General features: G+C 68.4%; 16 protein-coding genes and 1 tRNA gene. 5 read left to right on the top strand and 12 right to left on the bottom strand.

Features of this window, described 5'->3' with window-relative positions; genetic code table 11:
• Positions 1 to 86: 86 nt before the first annotated feature.
• Positions 87 to 1,571: a tetratricopeptide repeat protein gene (locus ACFO0C_RS29400; protein WP_378069967.1), complete on the bottom strand. Its 1,485-nt coding sequence runs from the start codon at positions 1,569 to 1,571 to the stop codon at positions 87 to 89.
• Positions 1,572 to 1,740: 169 nt separating this feature from the next.
• On the opposite strand from ACFO0C_RS29400, the gene ACFO0C_RS29395 reads away from it, so the two are divergent.
• A tRNA-Leu gene (locus ACFO0C_RS29395) sits at positions 1,741 to 1,825 on the top strand.
• 18 nt (positions 1,826 to 1,843) lie between these two features.
• On the opposite strand, the gene ACFO0C_RS29390 is transcribed toward ACFO0C_RS29395, so the two are convergent.
• Positions 1,844 to 3,391 carry a recombinase family protein gene (locus ACFO0C_RS29390; RefSeq protein ID WP_378069966.1) on the bottom strand — a complete coding sequence of 516 codons (1,548 nt, stop codon included), beginning with the start codon at positions 3,389 to 3,391 and terminating at the stop codon, positions 1,844 to 1,846.
• A gap of 657 nt (positions 3,392 to 4,048) precedes the next feature.
• Entirely contained in the window at positions 4,049 to 5,605 is a 1,557-nt protein-coding gene (locus tag ACFO0C_RS29385; protein WP_378069965.1) for an MFS transporter, read from the bottom strand.
• An 88-nt stretch (positions 5,606 to 5,693) separates the two neighbouring features.
• On the opposite strand from ACFO0C_RS29385, the gene ACFO0C_RS29380 reads away from it, so the two are divergent.
• A complete protein-coding gene (locus tag ACFO0C_RS29380; protein ID WP_378069964.1) occupies positions 5,694 to 6,287 on the top strand; it encodes an acyl-CoA-like ligand-binding transcription factor in 594 nt (197 codons plus the stop codon).
• A gap of 54 nt (positions 6,288 to 6,341) precedes the next feature.
• Here ACFO0C_RS29380 and ACFO0C_RS29375 read toward each other — a convergent pair whose 3' ends face one another.
• The 7 genes from ACFO0C_RS29375 to ACFO0C_RS29345 form a co-directional block, all read right to left on the bottom strand.
• On the bottom strand, positions 6,342 to 7,922 hold the full coding sequence (locus tag ACFO0C_RS29375; RefSeq protein ID WP_378069963.1) for a Na+/H+ antiporter: 1,581 nt from the start codon (positions 7,920 to 7,922) through the stop codon (positions 6,342 to 6,344).
• 22 nt (positions 7,923 to 7,944) lie between these two features.
• Positions 7,945 to 9,411 (bottom strand): MFS transporter, encoded by a 1,467-nt coding sequence (locus ACFO0C_RS29370; protein WP_378069962.1) that lies wholly within the window; start codon positions 9,409 to 9,411, stop codon positions 7,945 to 7,947.
• A gap of 163 nt (positions 9,412 to 9,574) precedes the next feature.
• Entirely contained in the window at positions 9,575 to 10,597 is a 1,023-nt protein-coding gene (locus tag ACFO0C_RS29365; RefSeq protein ID WP_378069961.1) for an aldo/keto reductase, read from the bottom strand.
• A gap of 16 nt (positions 10,598 to 10,613) precedes the next feature.
• Positions 10,614 to 10,991 (bottom strand): DUF2255 family protein, encoded by a 378-nt coding sequence (locus tag ACFO0C_RS29360; RefSeq protein WP_378069960.1) that lies wholly within the window; start codon positions 10,989 to 10,991, stop codon positions 10,614 to 10,616.
• A gap of 15 nt (positions 10,992 to 11,006) precedes the next feature.
• Complete coding sequence (locus ACFO0C_RS29355) at positions 11,007 to 11,552, bottom strand: flavodoxin (RefSeq protein ID WP_378069959.1); 546 nt, start codon at positions 11,550 to 11,552, stop codon at positions 11,007 to 11,009.
• 101 nt (positions 11,553 to 11,653) lie between these two features.
• Positions 11,654 to 12,511 carry a helix-turn-helix transcriptional regulator gene (locus ACFO0C_RS29350; protein WP_378069958.1) on the bottom strand — a complete coding sequence of 286 codons (858 nt, stop codon included), beginning with the start codon at positions 12,509 to 12,511 and terminating at the stop codon, positions 11,654 to 11,656.
• A gap of 60 nt (positions 12,512 to 12,571) precedes the next feature.
• Complete coding sequence (locus tag ACFO0C_RS29345) at positions 12,572 to 13,606, bottom strand: alcohol dehydrogenase catalytic domain-containing protein (protein ID WP_378069957.1); 1,035 nt, start codon at positions 13,604 to 13,606, stop codon at positions 12,572 to 12,574.
• A 141-nt stretch (positions 13,607 to 13,747) separates the two neighbouring features.
• Here ACFO0C_RS29345 and ACFO0C_RS29340 point away from each other — a divergent pair, with 141 nt between their 5' ends.
• Entirely contained in the window at positions 13,748 to 14,617 is an 870-nt protein-coding gene (locus ACFO0C_RS29340) for a helix-turn-helix transcriptional regulator (protein WP_378069956.1), read from the top strand.
• A 10-nt stretch (positions 14,618 to 14,627) separates the two neighbouring features.
• Here ACFO0C_RS29340 and ACFO0C_RS29335 read toward each other — a convergent pair whose 3' ends face one another.
• The gene (locus ACFO0C_RS29335) at positions 14,628 to 15,005 is read right to left on the bottom strand and encodes a nuclear transport factor 2 family protein (RefSeq protein WP_378069955.1); all 378 of its coding nucleotides are present in this window, start codon (positions 15,003 to 15,005) and stop codon (positions 14,628 to 14,630) included.
• Between the two features lie 214 nt (positions 15,006 to 15,219).
• Between ACFO0C_RS29335 and ACFO0C_RS29330 the strand changes: the two genes are divergently transcribed.
• Positions 15,220 to 16,269 (top strand): NAD(P)-dependent alcohol dehydrogenase, encoded by a 1,050-nt coding sequence (locus ACFO0C_RS29330; RefSeq protein ID WP_378069954.1) that lies wholly within the window; start codon positions 15,220 to 15,222, stop codon positions 16,267 to 16,269.
• 134 nt (positions 16,270 to 16,403) lie between these two features.
• Here the strand turns inward: ACFO0C_RS29330 and ACFO0C_RS29325 are convergent, their stop codons facing one another.
• A complete protein-coding gene (locus ACFO0C_RS29325) occupies positions 16,404 to 16,598 on the bottom strand; it encodes a hypothetical protein (protein WP_378070501.1) in 195 nt (64 codons plus the stop codon).
• Between ACFO0C_RS29325 and ACFO0C_RS29320 the strand changes: the two genes are divergently transcribed.
• Complete coding sequence (locus ACFO0C_RS29320; protein WP_378070483.1) at positions 16,509 to 16,976, top strand: aldo/keto reductase; 468 nt, start codon at positions 16,509 to 16,511, stop codon at positions 16,974 to 16,976. The two genes, ACFO0C_RS29325 and ACFO0C_RS29320, sit on opposite strands and share 90 nt — an antisense overlap.
• Positions 16,977 to 17,402: the final 426 nt, after the last annotated feature.

Raw genomic sequence — 17,402 nt, 5'->3', positions numbered from 1 at the left:
CCCGTGTCGCCGCCTCAAGGACGTGGGCCACCATAGCGAAACGACGGTCGCCGTCGATACCCGTGTCCCACGGGCTGTGGATAACCTCAGCCGCGTTCGGTGCACACCTGGTTCGAGCTGGCGTACTTACTCGACGAATAGACGGCGACCACTGCGAAGCAGTACTCCAGCTTGGGATTCAGCCCCGCCACCGTCGTCTCCCGCTTGCCCAGACCGACCTGCGACACCGGCTTGAACTGCTGCCCCTCACGGGCCATCGTGATCATGAACGGCGCCTTGCCGCCACTCGGATCCGCCCAGCTCACGTCCACTGCGGAACCCCGATCGGCCAGCTTCACCGCGGTCGGCGGAGCACCTCCCAGCTGCGGGGCGCCGGCCGAGGCGGTCGCCACCGGCGGGGTGGGCTGGTCCTTCTCCCGGTCGACGAGGACGACGACGAGGGCACCCACCGCGACCAGCGCGACGAGGGTCGCGACAACGGTCAGACCAACGGCAAGACCACTCTTTCGGTACGGCTGTCCCGTACCCGGATCCTGATGAGGCGTCGTCGCGGTCTCGGCTGTCGCGTTGTGCGTCCGGGGGTATCCGTGCTGGTGGACGGGTTGCGGGTTATCCACACTGCGGTATCCGCCCTGGTGGCTGGACTGATAGCCGGTCTGAGCGGTCCGGTATCCGCCGTCCTGCGCAGGGGCCGGCTGGGGCGCCGGGCGGTGGTGAGGGCCGGAGTTCCACTCGTTGACCGTGGGTTGGCGCTGCTCCGGGACCACCGGTGCGGTGTCCCACGGGTTGCCCTGCCGCTGCGGTTCCGGTTGCGGCACGAACTTCGTCTCCGGGCGGGAGACGGGCTCAGACTGCGGGGCCGGCCTGGTGACCGGCAGCACGTTGGTGGGGCCCTCCAGGACCGCCCGGATATGCGCTTCGCCACCGCGGTCCCGCTGAACCGTCGGTTGCGCCACCGTCGGCTGCGTCATGCTCGACTGGCTCTCACTGGGCCGGGGCACGCTCGGCTGGGCCACGCTCGGCTGGGCCACGCTCGGCTGGTTCTCATTCGGCCGGGGCGGCGTGACATTCGTGGGCCGCGTCACGGTCGGCTGAGTCACCGCCGGCTGGGTGGGCGGCGCCTCCGGCCGTACCACCGCTCCCGAAGGATCCTCACCGAGGTAGGCCCGGGCCCTGGCGACGAACTGATGCCCCTCACCGAGGGCCGAAGGCCCGCTGGTGGCAACCCGCCCGAACGCCTTCCGCGCCTCGTGCCGGTTCCCCAGCTCCTGAGCGACGACGCCGAGATCATGGGAGATGTGCAGCATGATCGGATCGCTGTCCCCGAGCCGCCACTGCCCCGCCGCGTAGGCGTCCTCGAGCATCCGCCGGGCACCCATCGGATCATCGGACAGCAGGAAGACCCCCGCGAGCTCCCGCTGAGCGGTGAGAACGTCCGGCTCGTCCTTACCCAGGTTCTCCCGCCCCAGCTCCACAGCCCGCTCCAGCAAGACCTGGGCCGACCCGAGATCCCCGGAGGCGATCAGGACACGGGCACGTTCGATGGCGGGAGTGAGAGGGGAGGGAGACACGTCCGCCATGCTGCCCGTTTCCCCCGCTCCGCGCCACACCCCCGGTAACGACCGGCCCCCGGTTAGGCCCGGCGTCAGGGCCGTATATAGTTCTGTCCGTGCCGCTGAGCAGGCAGCCAAAACCCAGGTGAAAGCCAGGGCGACGGCCCCGCTAAGCTGTACGGAGCAGGTCCGGGTGGCGGAATGGCAGACGCGCTAGCTTGAGGTGCTAGTGCCCTTTATCGGGCGTGGGGGTTCAAGTCCCCCCTCGGACACGTTAACCCACACCAAGGTCATTCACGTTTTGGATGATTCTGGTGTGGGTTGAATGCTTTCCGCCGTTGATGCGGAATGGCCGACAGACCCGGCAACGGCAACTGCCCAGACTCCGGATCGTCTTCTGTTCTTTCACGTGCTCGGCCTGACCGGGACGCCGGGACATCGGTACTCGCGCGGGCCGTTTCCTCTCCGACGTCGAGGGTGATGCTGACCGGCGTACACAGAATCGTGTACCCGTGCCACCGCAACTGCCGGCCCAACTCCCCGCCGTCCAGTACCTGCGGATCAACGCCGACATGGTGAGCCAGCTGACGACGGGCCTCGGCCAGCACCTGCTCCTCCCGTAGATAGAGGATCTTCGCCCGGTCCGGCCGCACATCACCGCCGCTGGTATAGCCGTGCCGGCACCGGTACCCGGCCCGCCCGTGCACCCACTGCCCCTCCAGACGCCGCCCGCACAACCCGCAGATCAGAAGACCAGTCAGCTGATAGCGGTGCGGGTTCGCGTCGTCCGGCACGGCGAGCGCGCTGACCTGCTGGGCCCGCAGGAAGTCCTGTTCGCTGACCAGCGGCGGATGCACCACCGCAGTGGAGATCACCCACTGGTCCCGGTCGTTCCAGTGATGTGACGGCTTGCGGCCTGCCGGGCGGCTGCTCTTGTCGCCCGGGTTCACCTCATGGTGGTCGATGCCCTGCCGGTTCCACACCTGCCGGCCGGTGTACCGCGGGTTCTCCAGGATCGCGGCCACCGTCCGGACCGTCCACGACGTGCCGGTGCGGTGCGGGTTCCGGGCCCGGTCATAGGCCGACGGCGACAGAACCCCCGTCGCGTTCAACGTCCGCGCGATCCCCGCCACACTCCACCCCGCGAGCCGCTGGGCGAAGATCCACCGCACCGTCGGCGCCGTCTCCGGGTCCGGATCCAGCCGATGCAACCGCCGGCCCCACCGCGCATGCGCTGCGTTCGGATGCGGACCCGCATCAACAAGCCGATACCCGTACGGCGGGCGCCCACCCAGATGCCGGCCCTGCTCACGCGCCTGGACCCGCATCGCCGCACTCGTCCGGAACCGGGCCCGCAGGATCTCCCGCTGCGACTGGCTACCCAACATCCGCATCGTCGCCTGATGCACCGGATCATCCGGCTCGACGGGCCCGCCCAACTCCGGCAGCCACAACTGGACGCCGTACTCGTCGAGAAGCAGAAGCAGCTGCTCGAACTGCCCGGCCGAGAACGCCCGCTCGAACTCTCCCACGACAATCGCGTCGAAAGGCCGACACGGATCCGCCGCCGCGGCCAACAGAGCCGCCGCTTGCGACCGCTGTGACCACGGCAGGCTCCGCGAACAGCCGGCATCGAAATAGCTCGCGACGATCACACCGTGCCCAGCAATCAGGTGCAGGGCACTGTCACGCTGCCAGCCCCGCGACGACAGGTCATCCTGATACTCGACCGTCGACATACGGCCGTAGAACGCGAACCGCAACACCCCGACCGGCAGCGGCTCCGGCCGACCGCGGACCCGCGCGGACGGCGGCGGGGTGGTCAGCCAGGCAGCCATCAGATCAGCGGTATCAACAGGCGACGTCACAATCACCCCCATCCGAGCCGGATACAGGTGAGACCGCACCAACCGTCGGCGATGACGTGACATCGACGACGATCACCCACCGGAGTGACCACCTACCCGGCTTCGCCACGCCGTCACGCTCGGATCAGTCACTGTCCAAGAATCAATTCGATATCCGGCGACGCTCCAGTCGGCACGATCCGCACCTACAGCACCCCTGGAATATCAGCCCTCAACCGTTCACCTTGACGGCAATCATCGACGAGATCCTCGCCAAGGTCCGACTGACTCAGCGCAACATCAAGAAACTCGTTGCGAGCAACGGTAGGTAAATCGATCAGCATCACGAGGCACTAGGACGCGTCGGACACGACGACGCCCGCCGATAACGGACGGGCGACGTCGCGGGCGTGCCGCCGCAGATAGACGTAGGAGACGGAGCCTGCCAAGAGGATCAAGCAGAAGTTGCAAGACGATATGTCAGTGCCACCGCGGCAGCAGCCGCCACAGGTCCATGCGCCGCCAACAGACTCGCCTCGATCAGCCCGATTCCGCCAGGAGGGAGCGGTATCTGGCGGCGCCACCGGGAGATCACCCGAAAGCCGCAGGCCCGACCTGGCCAGGTCCGGGCCCGCGGGACGACGGTGGTCAGGCGTGGGCGTGCCGGCGACCCGTGGCGCCCTCGGCCGCTTCCGCCGCCGCAACGGCGCGGGTCGGGATGGTCGCGGCGATGGTGGCCGCCAGCAACGCGACGCCGCAGCCAATCAGCATCGTGACCCGGAAGCCGTTCTCCGATGGCAGTGCGTGCCCGCCGAAGTCGGTGGTCAGCCGCGAAAGCACCACCCCGATCACCGCCGAGGCGGCGGAGCTGCCCATCGAGCGCATCAGCGTGTTGAAGCTGTTGGCCGCGCCGGTCTCCGACCGCGGCACCGAACCCATGATCAGAGCGGGCATCGCGCCGTACGCCAAGCCAACCCCGGCGTTGGTGATCATGCCGACGACCATCAGGCCCCATGTGGTACCCAGCAGGGCCAGCGAGACGCCGTAACCGAGGGCGATCACCAGAGTGCCGGCGACGAGCGTGAACTTCGGGCCGCGAGCGGCCGACAGCCTGCCGCCCAGCGGGGAGACCGCCATCATCATCAGACCGGCGGGCAAGAGCCACAGGCCCATGGCCAGCATCGACTGCCCCAGACCGTAGCCGGTCGCCTCCGGCAGTTGCAGCAACTGCGGAACCGCCAGGGACTGGGCGTACATCGCGAAGCCGACCAGAACCGAGGCGATGTTGGTCAGTAGCACCTGCGGGCGGGCGCTCACCTTGAGGTCGACGAGCGGGTCGGTATGACGTCGCTCCCACCAGCCCCAGGCCAGCAGCACGAGTATGCCGACGGCGAGCAGTCCGATGGTCTTGGGCTCGCCCCAGCCCCACTGGCTGCCCTTGGTGACCGACAGCAGCAGGCAGATGATGCCCGCGCCGAGCGCTACAGCACCCAGGTAGTCGAAGGTCTGTCCCTTGGCGTAGGTGGGCGGCGTCGGCACCAGTTTCCAGATCAGCACGACGATCAGCACGGTGGCAGCCGCGGCGCCCCAGAACAGCACACGCCAGTCGGCGTACTCGGCCACGGCAGCCGACAGCGGCAGGCCCAGGCCGCCGCCGATGCCGAGCGACGCGCTCAGCAGCGCGATCGACGAGCCGAGTTTGTCCGCGGGCAGGACGTCGCGCAGCACGCTGATGCCGAGCGGGATCATGCCCATGCCGACGCCTTGCAGGCCCCGGCCGATGACCATGGGCACCAGCGACGTCGCTACTGCGCACAGTAGTGAACCGGCGAACAGCGGCGCGCAGCAGATGAGCAGCACTCTCTTCTTGCCGTACATGTCGCCGAGGCGGCCGATGACCGGCATGAACACGGCCGCAGCCAGCAGCGTGGCGGTGATGACCCAGGTCGCGTTGCCGGCCGAGGTGTTCAGCAGTTGCGGCAGCTCGCCGATGATCGGCACCACGACTGTCTGCATGATCGCGCCGACGATGCCGGCGAACGCCAGTACCGCCACGATGCCGCCCGGGCGGACGGCCGATTCGGATTTTGTCACTCGGTTTCCCCTGTATCTGTCAGAGCGCCTGCGTGGCTGATCACTGGCTCGGTGGCGGCCATCGCGGGAGGGGAGGCTCGCTTCACCAAAGGCGCCGAACCTCTGCTTCAAAAAGATACTGAGTGTCAGTTTGCAGCACAAGCTCAGAAAGAGACTGGCAACCTTCCTGCAACCGAGTTGTCGAATCTATGATCAGCGGGTGGGAACCTCAGCGCACGGCACCGCCAGAGACATCGCTCGCAACGCCATCCGGGCCCGGCTGACTGAGGTCGCTCTCGACCTGTTTCGCCGTGATGGGTTCGACCGCGTCACCGTTAACGACGTCGCCGAGGCAGCCGGTGTCTCTCGCAGCACCTTCCTGCGCTACTTCGGTACGAAGGAGGAAGCCGTCCTCAGCGCTGCGGACGAGCATGAGGCTGAGGTCGCACAAGCGCTGCGCGACCGGCCGGCCGGCGAGGACGACTGGACCGCGCTGCGCCAGGCGTTCAATCCCGTCCTGGAGCACTACCGGCAGGACCCCGCATCGGCGCTCTCCATGGCGAAGCTCATCGCGGACACCCCGGCCCTTCGCGCACGCAATCTAGAACGGCAAGCGAACCTTCGGCCTGTTCTGGCCGGCATCCTCGCCGAGCGAACCGGCCGCCCGACGGCCGACAGCATGTCCGCTCTGGTCCGCTCGGCGTCTGCCATCGTCTGCTTGAGTGTCGCCGTCGACCGCTGGACCGTCTCCGACGGAGACCAGGACCTGAACACCCTGCTGGATGAGGCCTTCGCAGCGATCACTGTCGCCTGACGAACCGCAGGTCGCCCCGATCGCTGCTTGACCGGGCCAACACGCCGGAATTGATCATTCGACGAGGTCGTGGTCGGACAGGCGAAGGTCCTCGATGTCGAGGCGGGCCTGCACCCGGCGCAGGACGGTGTCGTCGATGTGGCCCTGGTCGCGTAGCCGAAGAACTGTCGCTCGTTTGTGGGCGACCAGCGCTCGCCGCAGAGCGGCGTCATCGTGGTGGCGCAACGTTGAGCCGTCGCTGGCGGGATCCTGCGACATCAACATTTCGAGATGCCGGTCGTACTCGCGTCGAAGGGCGTCAGTCACCTGCGGGTCGGTGCCCAGAACGGCGGCGAGTGCCGGGAGTTCGGCTAGGGCTTCGCGGATTGCGGTCGTTTCGGCGAGTCTGCGTTCCTTCTCCACGGAAACGTCGTGCGGCAGACGGGCCCACCGCACGATCACCGGCAGTAGCGGTGCCTGCACCACCAAGGTCACCACGATCACGCCCGCGGTGACGAAAACGATGGTGTCGCGGCCGGGGAACGGCTGCCCGGAGGCGAGAGTGGCGGGGACCGCCAGGGCAGCTGCCAAAGACACAGCGCCACGGAATCCGGCGATCGCACTGACCATCCGCGCACGGTGGCTGATGCGGCGTAGACGTTGCTGCGGTCGGCGGTCGAGGCCACGGATGGTGTAGGCGGAGACGAACAGAAAGGCCAGTCGGGCGGCGAACATGACCACCGCGACCACGGCCACGGCCACGGTTCCCCGGAACAGATCGACACTGTTCAAGCCACGTACGGCGGCTTGGACTTCGATGCCGACAAGGACGAACAGTGCCCCGTTGAGCATGAATGTGGCCAGTGACCAGAACGCCACGGCTTGGCTGCGGGTCTCGGCGTTGACCGCCCGTGGCCCCGCCTGGCTCATGACGAGGCCGCAGATCACGACAGCGACCACTCCGGACGCCTCGATCACCTCGGCGAGCAAGAAGGCGGTGAACGGGATGATCAGCATGGCGACGTTCCCGAGCATCGGATCATTGAGTCTGCGGCGCAGCCGCACCCCCGCCCACGCGGTGATCAGTCCAGCGAGGGCTCCGCCGCCGTAGGCCAGTAGCAGCAGCCATGACACGTGCACGGTGGTGAGCTGTTGCTCGCCGACGGTGATTCCGACTGCCAGGGCGTAGATCACCAGGGCGGTGCCGTCGTTGATGAGGCTCTCGGCTCGCAGCAGGGTGACATTACGGCGCGGCAGCCGCCGGGCTAGCACGCCGACGGCGGTGGCGTCGGTCGGAGCCAGAGCGGCACCGAGCACCCACGCCGGGCCCCACGGCAAACCGAGGGCATGCGCGGTTGCGGCGACTGCACCGGCGGTAAGAACCACCAGGACGGTGCCCATCAGGATGATGCCGCGAAGGTCACGGCGGATCTCGCGTAGCGAGGTGGTCAGGCTCTCCCAATAGAGCAGGGCTGGCAGAAAGAGCAGCAGTACCGTCTCCGGCGGCAGGTGAACCTCGCGCAGCGCGGGGACGAAGCCGAGCAGGACGCCGCAGCCGAGCAGCAACACAGGAGGAGCCAAGCGTAGGCGAACGGCGAGCGCGCCGGAGGCGAGCATCGCGGCGCCGAGCACCACGACTACGACGAGCGCGAGCACAGGGTCCTCCTTCGCAGGGCGGTCAGCGGCCGGTGTGTGCGGGCTGCGGCGTAACGACCTGCCCGGCCTGGGTTTGCCGAGGCATGCGGGCGATGAGGGTGATGACCAGGAGCAGTGCGACAGCGAGCAGAACGGTGCTGCCGGTCAGTGCGGCGCCGACGCGGTCCACCAGAGCGGCCGATGCGGAGGCACGCTCGTGAACGGCCGTTGCGGCGACCGAGGTGAGGATGCCGAGGCCGAGCGCACTGCCGATCTGATGGAACGTGTTGACCAGGCCGGAAGCAGCGCCTGCGTCTGCGCTGTCAACGCCCGCGAGCCCGGCGGAGGTCATCGGCGCGAATGCCAAGCCCTGGCCGACGCCGATGAGCACCATCGGCAACGCCACCGCGGTCAGGTATCCGCTGTCGGCACCGGCACGGCTCAACCACCCCATCCCGGCCAGCGTCAGCGCGACTCCCGCGATCAGCACCGGGGTGGCGCCGAAGCGGCGCACGAAACGGTTGACCAGCAGGGCGACGGCGAAGTTGACCGCCGACATGGGCAGGAACGCGATCCCCGCCTGCAGCGGGGAGAAACCGAGCACCCCTTGCAGATACTGCGTGGTGAAGAAGAAGAATCCGATCATCGCGCCCAGGTACAGCATCCGGACCAGGTAGGCGCCGGTGCGCTCCCGGCTGGCGAACAGCCGCAGCGGCATGATGGGCTGCTCGGCGCGGGCCTCGTTGACCACAAGAGCGGCCAGCAGCAGCACACCCAGGACGAACGCGCCGATGGTGGTCGGTGCGGTCCAGCCGACCTCGGCGGCGTCGACGATGGCGAAGACCAGGGCTGTCATGCCCAGCGTCGCGCACAACGCGCCGACCAGATCGAAGCGGCCGCGGCGGCGTTCGGTTTCACCGATCGTCCGCATCGCGAGCGCGATCATCGCGGCGGCGATGGGCACGTTGAGGAAGAACCCGGCTCGCCAGGAGACGAGGTCGGCCAGGACGCCACCGACGACGAGGCCCGCGCTGGCGCCGATCCCGGCGACCGCGCTGTACGCGGCGACGGCCTTGGCCCGCTGGTGGCCTTCGGGGAAGCTCGCGGTCAGCAGTGACAGCGACGACGGTGCGAGGATGGCGGCGCCGACGCCTTGCAGGGCGCGGGCGGCGATCATCCACCAGGCCGTCGGTGCCACGCCGACCAGCAACGACGCGATGCCGAAGATGATGAGGCCGATGACGAACATGCGGCGCCGGCCGACGATGTCACCGGAGCGGGCGCCGAGCAGCAGTAGACCGCCGAAGACCAGGGTGTAGGCGTCCTGGACCCAGGTGAGCCCGGTCGGGGTGAACGCCATGGCTTCTTCGATCTTCGGCAGGCCGGTGAAGATGATCGAGTTGTCGAGGATGACCATGAAGTAGCTGAGGCAGATGATCGTCAGGATCATCGTGGGGTGACCGGCCGTGGCCCGGGTCGCGGGTTCGGTCGTCAGGCGCGGTGTCGGCACCGGGCACTTCCCTTCATCGCTGATTTCTGCTGCCTCAAGACAACCGCGAATGCGGCAGGCCAGGGAGTATCGGTCTTGCCCGGTACTGGCTGTACCCCCTTCATGCGCGAGCACCCGCCGGGCGAGCCGTTGGGCTCGCGCGACGGGTGCTGGAGGCAGGGCGTTACCGGCGCCGGGCGGCCGGTTGCAGAGACGGGCTGACCCACCCGTTTTCGGCCGGGTTGATGGTCAGGCCGGGCGCGACGATCTCGTCGATGCGGTTGAGCACGTCGTCGGAGAGCACGACGTCGGCGGCGGCGAGCTGCGATTCCAGGTGATCCATGGTGCGCGGGCCGATGATCGGGGAGGTGATCGCCGGGTGCCGCAGCACGAACGCGATCGCCAGCTGAATGAGCGTCAGGCCGGCGTCGTCGGCCAACTGGGCGAGCTGCTCGGCGGCCTCCAGCTTGCGCTGGTTCTCCGGCAGGGACAGGTCGAAGCGGGCGGCGAGCCGCTTGCGGGCCTCGGACATCGGCCCTTCCTGGGCATTCTTGCGGTAGCGGCCGGAGAGCCATCCGCCGGCAAGAGGGCTGTACGGGATGACGCCCATGCCGTAGCGCTGCGCGACCGGCAGCACCTCGTTCTCGATGTTGCGCACGAGGATGTTGTAGGGCGGCTGCTCGGTGACGAATCGTTCCCGTCCGCGTTTCTCGGCGAGCCACTGCGCTTCGACGATGGTCGAGGCAGGGAAGGTGGAGTGGCCGATGTAGCGGACCTTGCCCGCCCGCACCAGGTCGGTCAGCGCGCCCAGGGTTTCGTCGAGGTCGACGGCGGGGTCCCAGCGGTGGATCTGGTAGAGGTCGAGGTAGTCGGTGCCGAGGCGGCGCAGCGAGTCCTCGACCGATTTCATGATCCAGTGGCGGGATCCGCCTCGGTGGTTCGGGTTGTCGCCCATCGGCATGAAGAACTTCGTGGCGAGCACGATGTCGTCACGGCGGCCCTTGAGCGCTTTGCCGACGATCTCCTCGGACTCCCCGGCGGAGTAGACGTCGGCGGTGTCGACGAAGTTGATTCCGGCGTCGAGCGCCCGATGGATGATCTTGATGCTTTCGTCGTGGTCCTTGGTGCCCCAGTCACCGAACATCATGGTGCCGAGGCACAGCTTGCTGACCTGGACACCGGTACGTCCCAGCGGTCGCAGTTGCATGGTGGTTCCCTTCTGATCAGGCGGCGGTGGGCAGCAGGCGCAGGGTCACCGCGGGCGCTTGCGGGCCGGTGACCGAGCCGACGATCGCCGGTCCGTAGCGGTCGTACTTGCGGTGGTAGGCCTCGTCGATCTCGGCCTGCGCGCCGGGTTCGGCGGAGGTGAATGTGACGTCGCGTTCGACGCCTCCGGCCTGGATCCGGCCGGAGCCGGAGGCGGTGGCACGCCGGAACCAGCCGTTGTCCGCGCCGTAGGCGCTGCGCACGTACAGGTCGTCTCCCGCGCGTACCGCCCAGATCGTCACGTACGGCCGTAGCGTGCCGTCCGGCCGGTAGGAGGCGACGCGCAGTTCCTCGGCCCTACCGACCCTGGCGAGTTCGTCGCTGGTCCAGGTCATTGCAGTTCCTCTTCTCTAGCTGGCGATCAGGCTGATCCGGCGCAGCCACGTCTCGACCTCTGGCCGGCTGTCCGCGGCCTGTTCGCCGCGGATGGCCAGGGCTTCGCCGAGGGTGGCGCCGCGGCAGGACGCCCTGTAGTCCTCGACGGCCCGGCCGAGTCCGCTCATCGCGTGCGTGGTCAGCGGGAACACCGTCGTGCCGGTGAAGTCGAGCGCTTCGGTGAAGGTGGTCATGATCATCGGGGTGCGGACGTTCCAGATCGGGCTGCCCAGGATCACGGTGTCGTAATCGGCGAGCGAGGGCAGCGCTGCGGCGATCGGCGGCCGGGCGTCGGCGGCCTGTTCGCGGACGTTGCGGGCCACGGTCGGGTCGTACTCGCGCGGGTAGGGTTGCGCGGCCTCGATCCGGAACACGTCGCAGCCCAGCGCGTCGCGGATCATCTGCGCGACTACCTCGGTATTACCGACCTGGAGCATGCGCCGGCCGCCGTTGTAGTAGTTCTCTCCCGCCCGGGAGAAGTAGGCAAGCAGCACCCGGCGGCCCGGGGCAGACGCTGTCATGGAAGATCGCGGCCCTTCGGCGAGCGGTGGTCGTGCCGGTGTGCCGCAGTCGGACAGCGCGATCCCCGCCATGCCGAGCTGGAGAAATGTTCGCCGGTCGGTCATCGTGCCTGCCCCACGGCCACGGTCTCGGCGAGCAGCCGTAGAGCGGCCGCACTCGCCGATCCGGGCTCGGCGACGTACGCCACCAGGGTCAGGCCGTGGTCGGCGGCCAGGTCCACCGCTTCGAAGGTGAGATCGATGTCGCCGACGACGGGGTGGTGCAGGCGTTTGGTGCCGCTGTGATGCTTGCGCACGTCGTGCGCCGCCCACCGGGTGCGGAACTCGAGACTACGGGTGGACAGCTCCCCGATCAGGCCGGTGAGGTCCTTGTCGTACGGGGTGCGGCCGGCTTCGGCGCGCAGGATCGCCACGACGTCGTCGGCGACGCGCGGCCAGTCGCGGTAGAAGGTGCGGGCCTGGGGGTTGAGGAACGTGAAGCGGGCGTTGTTGACCGGCCGGATCGCGTCTTGCATCAGCGGCGCGTACAGAGATCTGCCGAGGGTGTTGGCGGCGAGCACGTCCAGGCGGGCGTTGTGGATCCAGGCCGGGGTGCCGACCATGCTGTCCATGATCTGCTGCACGGCGGGACGCAGCCCGCGTGGTGCGGCCGGGCGGCGGCGCGGGGGTGGAACGGCGCTCGCGGTGCGGGCCAGGTTGAACAGGTGCTCGCGTTCGGCGTCGTCGAGGTGCAGCGCCCGGGCCAGGGACTCCAGCACGCTGTCGGAAGCGCCGGCGAGATTGCCGCGTTCGAGCCGGGTGTAGTAGTCGACGCTGACCCCGGCGAGCATCGCCGCCTCCTCACGCCGCAGGCCCGCCACGCGCCGGGTGGTCCCGCCGGTCGGTAGCCCGACCTGGTCGGGGGTGAGCTTGGCGCGGCGGGTGGTCAGAAAGTCGCGGACCTGCTCACGGTGGTTCACAACGGGCCTCCCCGGGGCCGCCGGATCCGCATCGCGGATCCGGCGACCTTGTCAACGATGTCAGGGACGGACGAGGACCTTGAGGGCCTCACGGTCGTCCATCGCCCGGTACGCGTCCGGCGTCTGCTCCAGGCTCACCGTGCGGTCGAAGACCTTGCCCGGGTCGATGGCGCCGCTGAGCACGTCGGGCAGCAATTCCTCGATGTACTGGCGCACCGGCGCGGGCCCGCCGGTCAGCGTGAGGTTGCGGCCGAACAGCGTCCAGCCGATGTCGCCGTCGGTGTACTGCGGCACACCGACGCGGCTGATCACACCGCCGACCCGGGCGACGCCAAGGGCCTGCTCGTAGGCGGGCATGTGCCCGACGCACTCCAGGACGGTGTGGGTGCCGTCGCCGCCGGTCAGTTCCAGGACCTTGGCGATGCCCTCCTCGCCGCGCTCGGCGACGACCTCGGTCGCACCGAACTCCAGACCCAGGTCGGTGCGAGCCTTGTGCCGGCCCATCAGGATGATCCGCTCGGCGCCGAGCCGCTTGGCCGACAGCACCGCGAGCAAGCCGACCGCGCCGTCACCGATCACGGTCACGCTGGTGCGGGCGTTGACGCCAGCGCGCACGGCGGCGTGGTGGCCGGTGGCGAACACGTCCGACAGGGTCAGTAGCGACGGCAGCAGCGCCGAATCCTCGCCGACCGGCGCCTTGACCAGGGTGCCGTCGGCCAGCGGCACGCGGACCGCTTCGGCCTGGCCGCCGCCGATACCCCCGGCGGCCCAGAACCCGCCGTGCCGGCACGAGGTCTGGAAACCCTCGCGGCAGAAGTCGCAGGTGTTGTCCTGCCACGCGAACGGCGCGATGACCAGGTCACCGGCCTTCACGCTGGATACCGCCGAGCCGGTCTGCTCGACCACACCGACGAACTCGTGGCCCATCGGCTTGCCGTTCTCGTCGGCCGGCATGCCGTGGTACGGGTGCAGGTCGCTGCCGCAGACACAGGCCGCCACCACCCGCACGAGCGCGTCGGTGGGCTGTTCGATCTCGGGGTCCGGCACGTCGATCACGCGCACGTCACCGGCGCCGAACATGTAAGTCGCACGCATTGTCACAGTGCCTTTCGCTGGAAGGTCTTGCAGTGGTTCGTCCTCCAGGAAACCGCCTCACCTGCTGCTGTGGGAGTCACTACTGATCCAGGTAATGGCAGAACCCCCCAGCGTCACATCCACGGACGTACCGTCGAAGGCATGGACCATCGCAGCGAGACCCGCGACTTCCTCACCACCCGCCGCAACCGCATCACGCCGCAGCAGGCGGGCCTGCCCGCGTACGGCTCCAACCGGCGGGTGCCCGGGCTGCGCCGTGAGGAAGCCGCGATGCTCGCCGGGGTCAGCGTCGACTACTACACCCGTCTGGAACGCGGCAACCTCACCGGCGTCTCCGAGAGCGTGCTGGAGTCCCTGGCCCGGGCGCTGCGTTTGGACGACGCGGAACGCGAGCACCTGTTCGACCTGGCCCGGCAGGCCAACAGCGGCCCTGCCAAATCCGCGCAGGCCTCCCGGCGGCGCCCCGCGCAGCAGATCCGGCCCGGCGTGCAGCACATCCTCGACGCGATGACCGCAGCGCCCGCCTACATCCGCAACGGCCGTCTCGACCTGCTGGCCAGCAATGCCCTCGGCCGGGCCGTGTTCGCCCCGATCTTCGACGGGGCGAACGGCACCCCGAACCTGGCCAGGTTCCTGTTCCTCGACCCGGCCGCGCAGGACTTTTACCGCGACTGGGACCAGTTGGCGGAGGACGTGGTCGCACTGCTGCGCGGGGAAGCCGGCCGTGACCCGTACGACCGGAATCTGAGCGACCTGATCGGTGAGCTCACCACCCGCAGCGAGGTATTCCGGACCTGGTGGGCCGCGCACAACGTCCGGTTGCACCGCTCCGGGATCAAGCACCTGCGTCACCCGGTGGTCGGCGAGCTGAACCTCGGCTACGAGTCGATGGAGCTCACCGACGGCCAAGGGCTGCGCATCAACGCCTACAGCGCCGAGCCCGGCTCCACCGACCGCGACAAGCTCGACGTGCTCGCCAGCTGGAGCGCCGCCCCCGCCAACCGCGGCTGAACGGGCTCACTCAGAACGTCGTGGCGACGGTCCGCACCGCGATCCACGCGTCATCGCGCCGCTCATACGTGGTGCTCAGCTGAAGGTTCCAGGTGCCCCGGCCGCCCCAGATGGTGGCGTCCACGACCTCCCGGCCGACCAGTTCCGCGGAGTCGCCGTCGATCTGAGTGGTGACGCTGTGCGGACGGGCGCAGTGGTACTGCATCCGCCCGGAATCGATCTGCTGCAACCACTCGCGCTTGGGCTGCACATAGCCGGTCATGTGCGTCAACGTGTAGTCCTCGGCCAGCAGATCATCGAGCAGAGCGGTGTCGCGTTCCAGCATGCCGCGGTACATCGCCCGGTACGCGTCGATGATCTCGCCCTCGTAACCCGCGCCTGCCGTCATCGTGAACTCTCCGCCGTCCGCCGTCCGCCGTCCGCCGTCGCTGAGCCGCAGGCGAGGTTACCCCCGACCAGCGCGGTCAACCAGGAGAAACGAGATGCCCGAGCCGTGGTGGGGGTGTCTGTCAGTACCGGGATCAACAGGCACTGCCGTCCACGGCTGCGGACAGGTCAACTGGAACGGTCACCGCCATCTGTTCCACATCGAGGAGATTCTCGTGCCTACCACCGTTCGCGCCTACGGGGCCGCTTCCGCGAAAGCCCCGCTGGAGCCCGTCGCGATCGAACGCCGCGACACCGGCGCCCACGACGTGAAGATCGACATCCAGTTCTGCGGAGTCTGCCACTCCGACATCCACTTCACCTCCGGCGACTTCGGGCCGCTGCCCGTCTCCCCGCTCGTGCCCGGTCACGAGATCGTCGGCGTGGTCACCGAGATCGGCGAGCAGGTCACCAAGCACGCCGTCGGTGACCGGGTCGGCATCGGCTGCATGGTCAACTCCTGCCGCGAATGCGAGAACTGCCAGGCCGGCGAGGAACAGTACTGCCTCAACGGCCACACCCTGGTCTTCGGCAACGTCGACCGCGACGGCTCCTACACCCAGGGCGGCTACTCGCAGATGATCGTGGCGAACGAGGACTTCGTCGTCCGTGTGCCCGCCTCCCTCGACCCGGCCTCGGCCGCGCCGCTGCTGTGCGCCGGCATCACCGTCTACGCGCCGCTGAAGAAGTGGGGCGCCGGCCCCGGCAAACGCGTCGCCGTCGTCGGGCTCGGCGGACTCGGACACCTCGGCGTCAAGATGGCCAAGGCCATGGGCGCGCAGGTCACCGTGCTCTCCCGGTCGGAGTCCAAGCGGGAGGCGGCCCTTGCCCTGGGCGCGGACGCCTACGCCGCCACCGGCGACACCAGCACCTACCAGCAACTGGCCAACACCTTCGACATCATCCTCAACACCGTCAGCGCCCCGATCGACGTGGACGCCCACCTCGGCATGCTGCGCCGCGACGGCACCCTCGCCAACGTCGGCGTCACCACCGAGCCGCTGGCATACAACCCGTTCGCGCTGATGACCAACGGCCGGGCCGTGGTCGGCTCCCAGTTCGGCGGCATCCGCGAAACCCAGGAGATGCTCGACTTCGCCGCCGAACACCAGGTGACCGCCGACATCGAACTGATCTCCGCCGACCGCATCAACGAGGCCTACCAGCGCGTCCTCGACTCCGACGTGCGCTACCGCTTCGTCATCGACAACGCCACCCTCGCCTGACCAGAAAGCCGCTCTCCTATGACGACGACCATCACGCTCAACAACGGCGTCACCATGCCGGCGCTCGGGCTCGGTGTCTTCCAGACCCCGCCCGAGCAGACCGTCGCGGCCGTGCAGACCGCCCTGGAAGTCGGCTACCGGCACATCGACACCGCCGCCGCCTGCCCGCACACTTCGACCGCACCGTCGCCGCCTACCAGGCCCTGGAGAAACTGCTCGCCGACGGCAAGGTACGCGCGATCGGCGTCAGCAACTTCCTGCCGATCCGCCTCGACGAGCTGACGGCCCGCACCGAGATCGTGCCGGCGGTCAACCAGATCGAACTCCATCCGTACAACATCCGGCCGCAGTCGCAAGCCGCGAACGCCAAGCACGGTATCCTCACCCAGGCGTGGGCACCCATCGGCGGCATCCGCCACTACAGCGGCAACCCACAGACCCCGCTGACCGACCCCGTCATCACGGCCATCGGCGACCAATACGGCAAGACCACCGCGCAGGTCATGCTGCGCTGGCACTTCCAGCAGGGCCGCTCCGCCATCCCCAAATCGGTACGCGCCGAACGCATCGCCGAGAACTTCGACGTCTTCGACTTCCACCTCACCGACGACGAACTCGCCCGCATCGACGCCCTACACATCGGCGACACCATGAACCCCGACCAGATGGACTTCCTCAGCTTCAACATCACCGTCCCCGAAGCCTGACGCCGAAGTCAGAGCTTATGCGTCAGTAGAGGTCGGCTCGGATAGCTTGCGGGATCCGAGCCGACAGGCCGCTTGAGAACTCTGCCCATGCTCGTAGGACTGTGACATGACGGCATCAGCTGCGGTCCTGCTAAGTCCAATCCAAGAGCATTCCGATCAGCCGAATCAATGGTGCGTGCGCGCTGGCTGGTGATCACCCCGGATTCCCTGCCTGGCCGGACCAAGTCAGGCTCTGCGCCAGCAGGTTCTGGCAGGCGGCACAGATCAGAGCAGTCCTCCAACGCCCTCCATGTCTTGAGCAATTGCGCGAGTTGACTGTCGTTCGACGTCGTCCACGACACACAGCCGACGATGAAGGCGATCACCGAAGGTAACGGGGCCTTGGGCCAGACCTACGTGTCAATACCGCTACACTGATCGCATGAG

Origin of the sequence: Actinoplanes subglobosus, assembly GCF_042650585.1 — a bacterium.
In the GTDB taxonomy this organism is placed as follows: domain Bacteria; phylum Actinomycetota; class Actinomycetes; order Mycobacteriales; family Micromonosporaceae; genus Actinoplanes; species Actinoplanes subglobosus.
The sequence above is the reverse complement of the archived record's forward strand: the minus strand, read 5'-3'. Positions and strand labels throughout refer to the sequence as shown.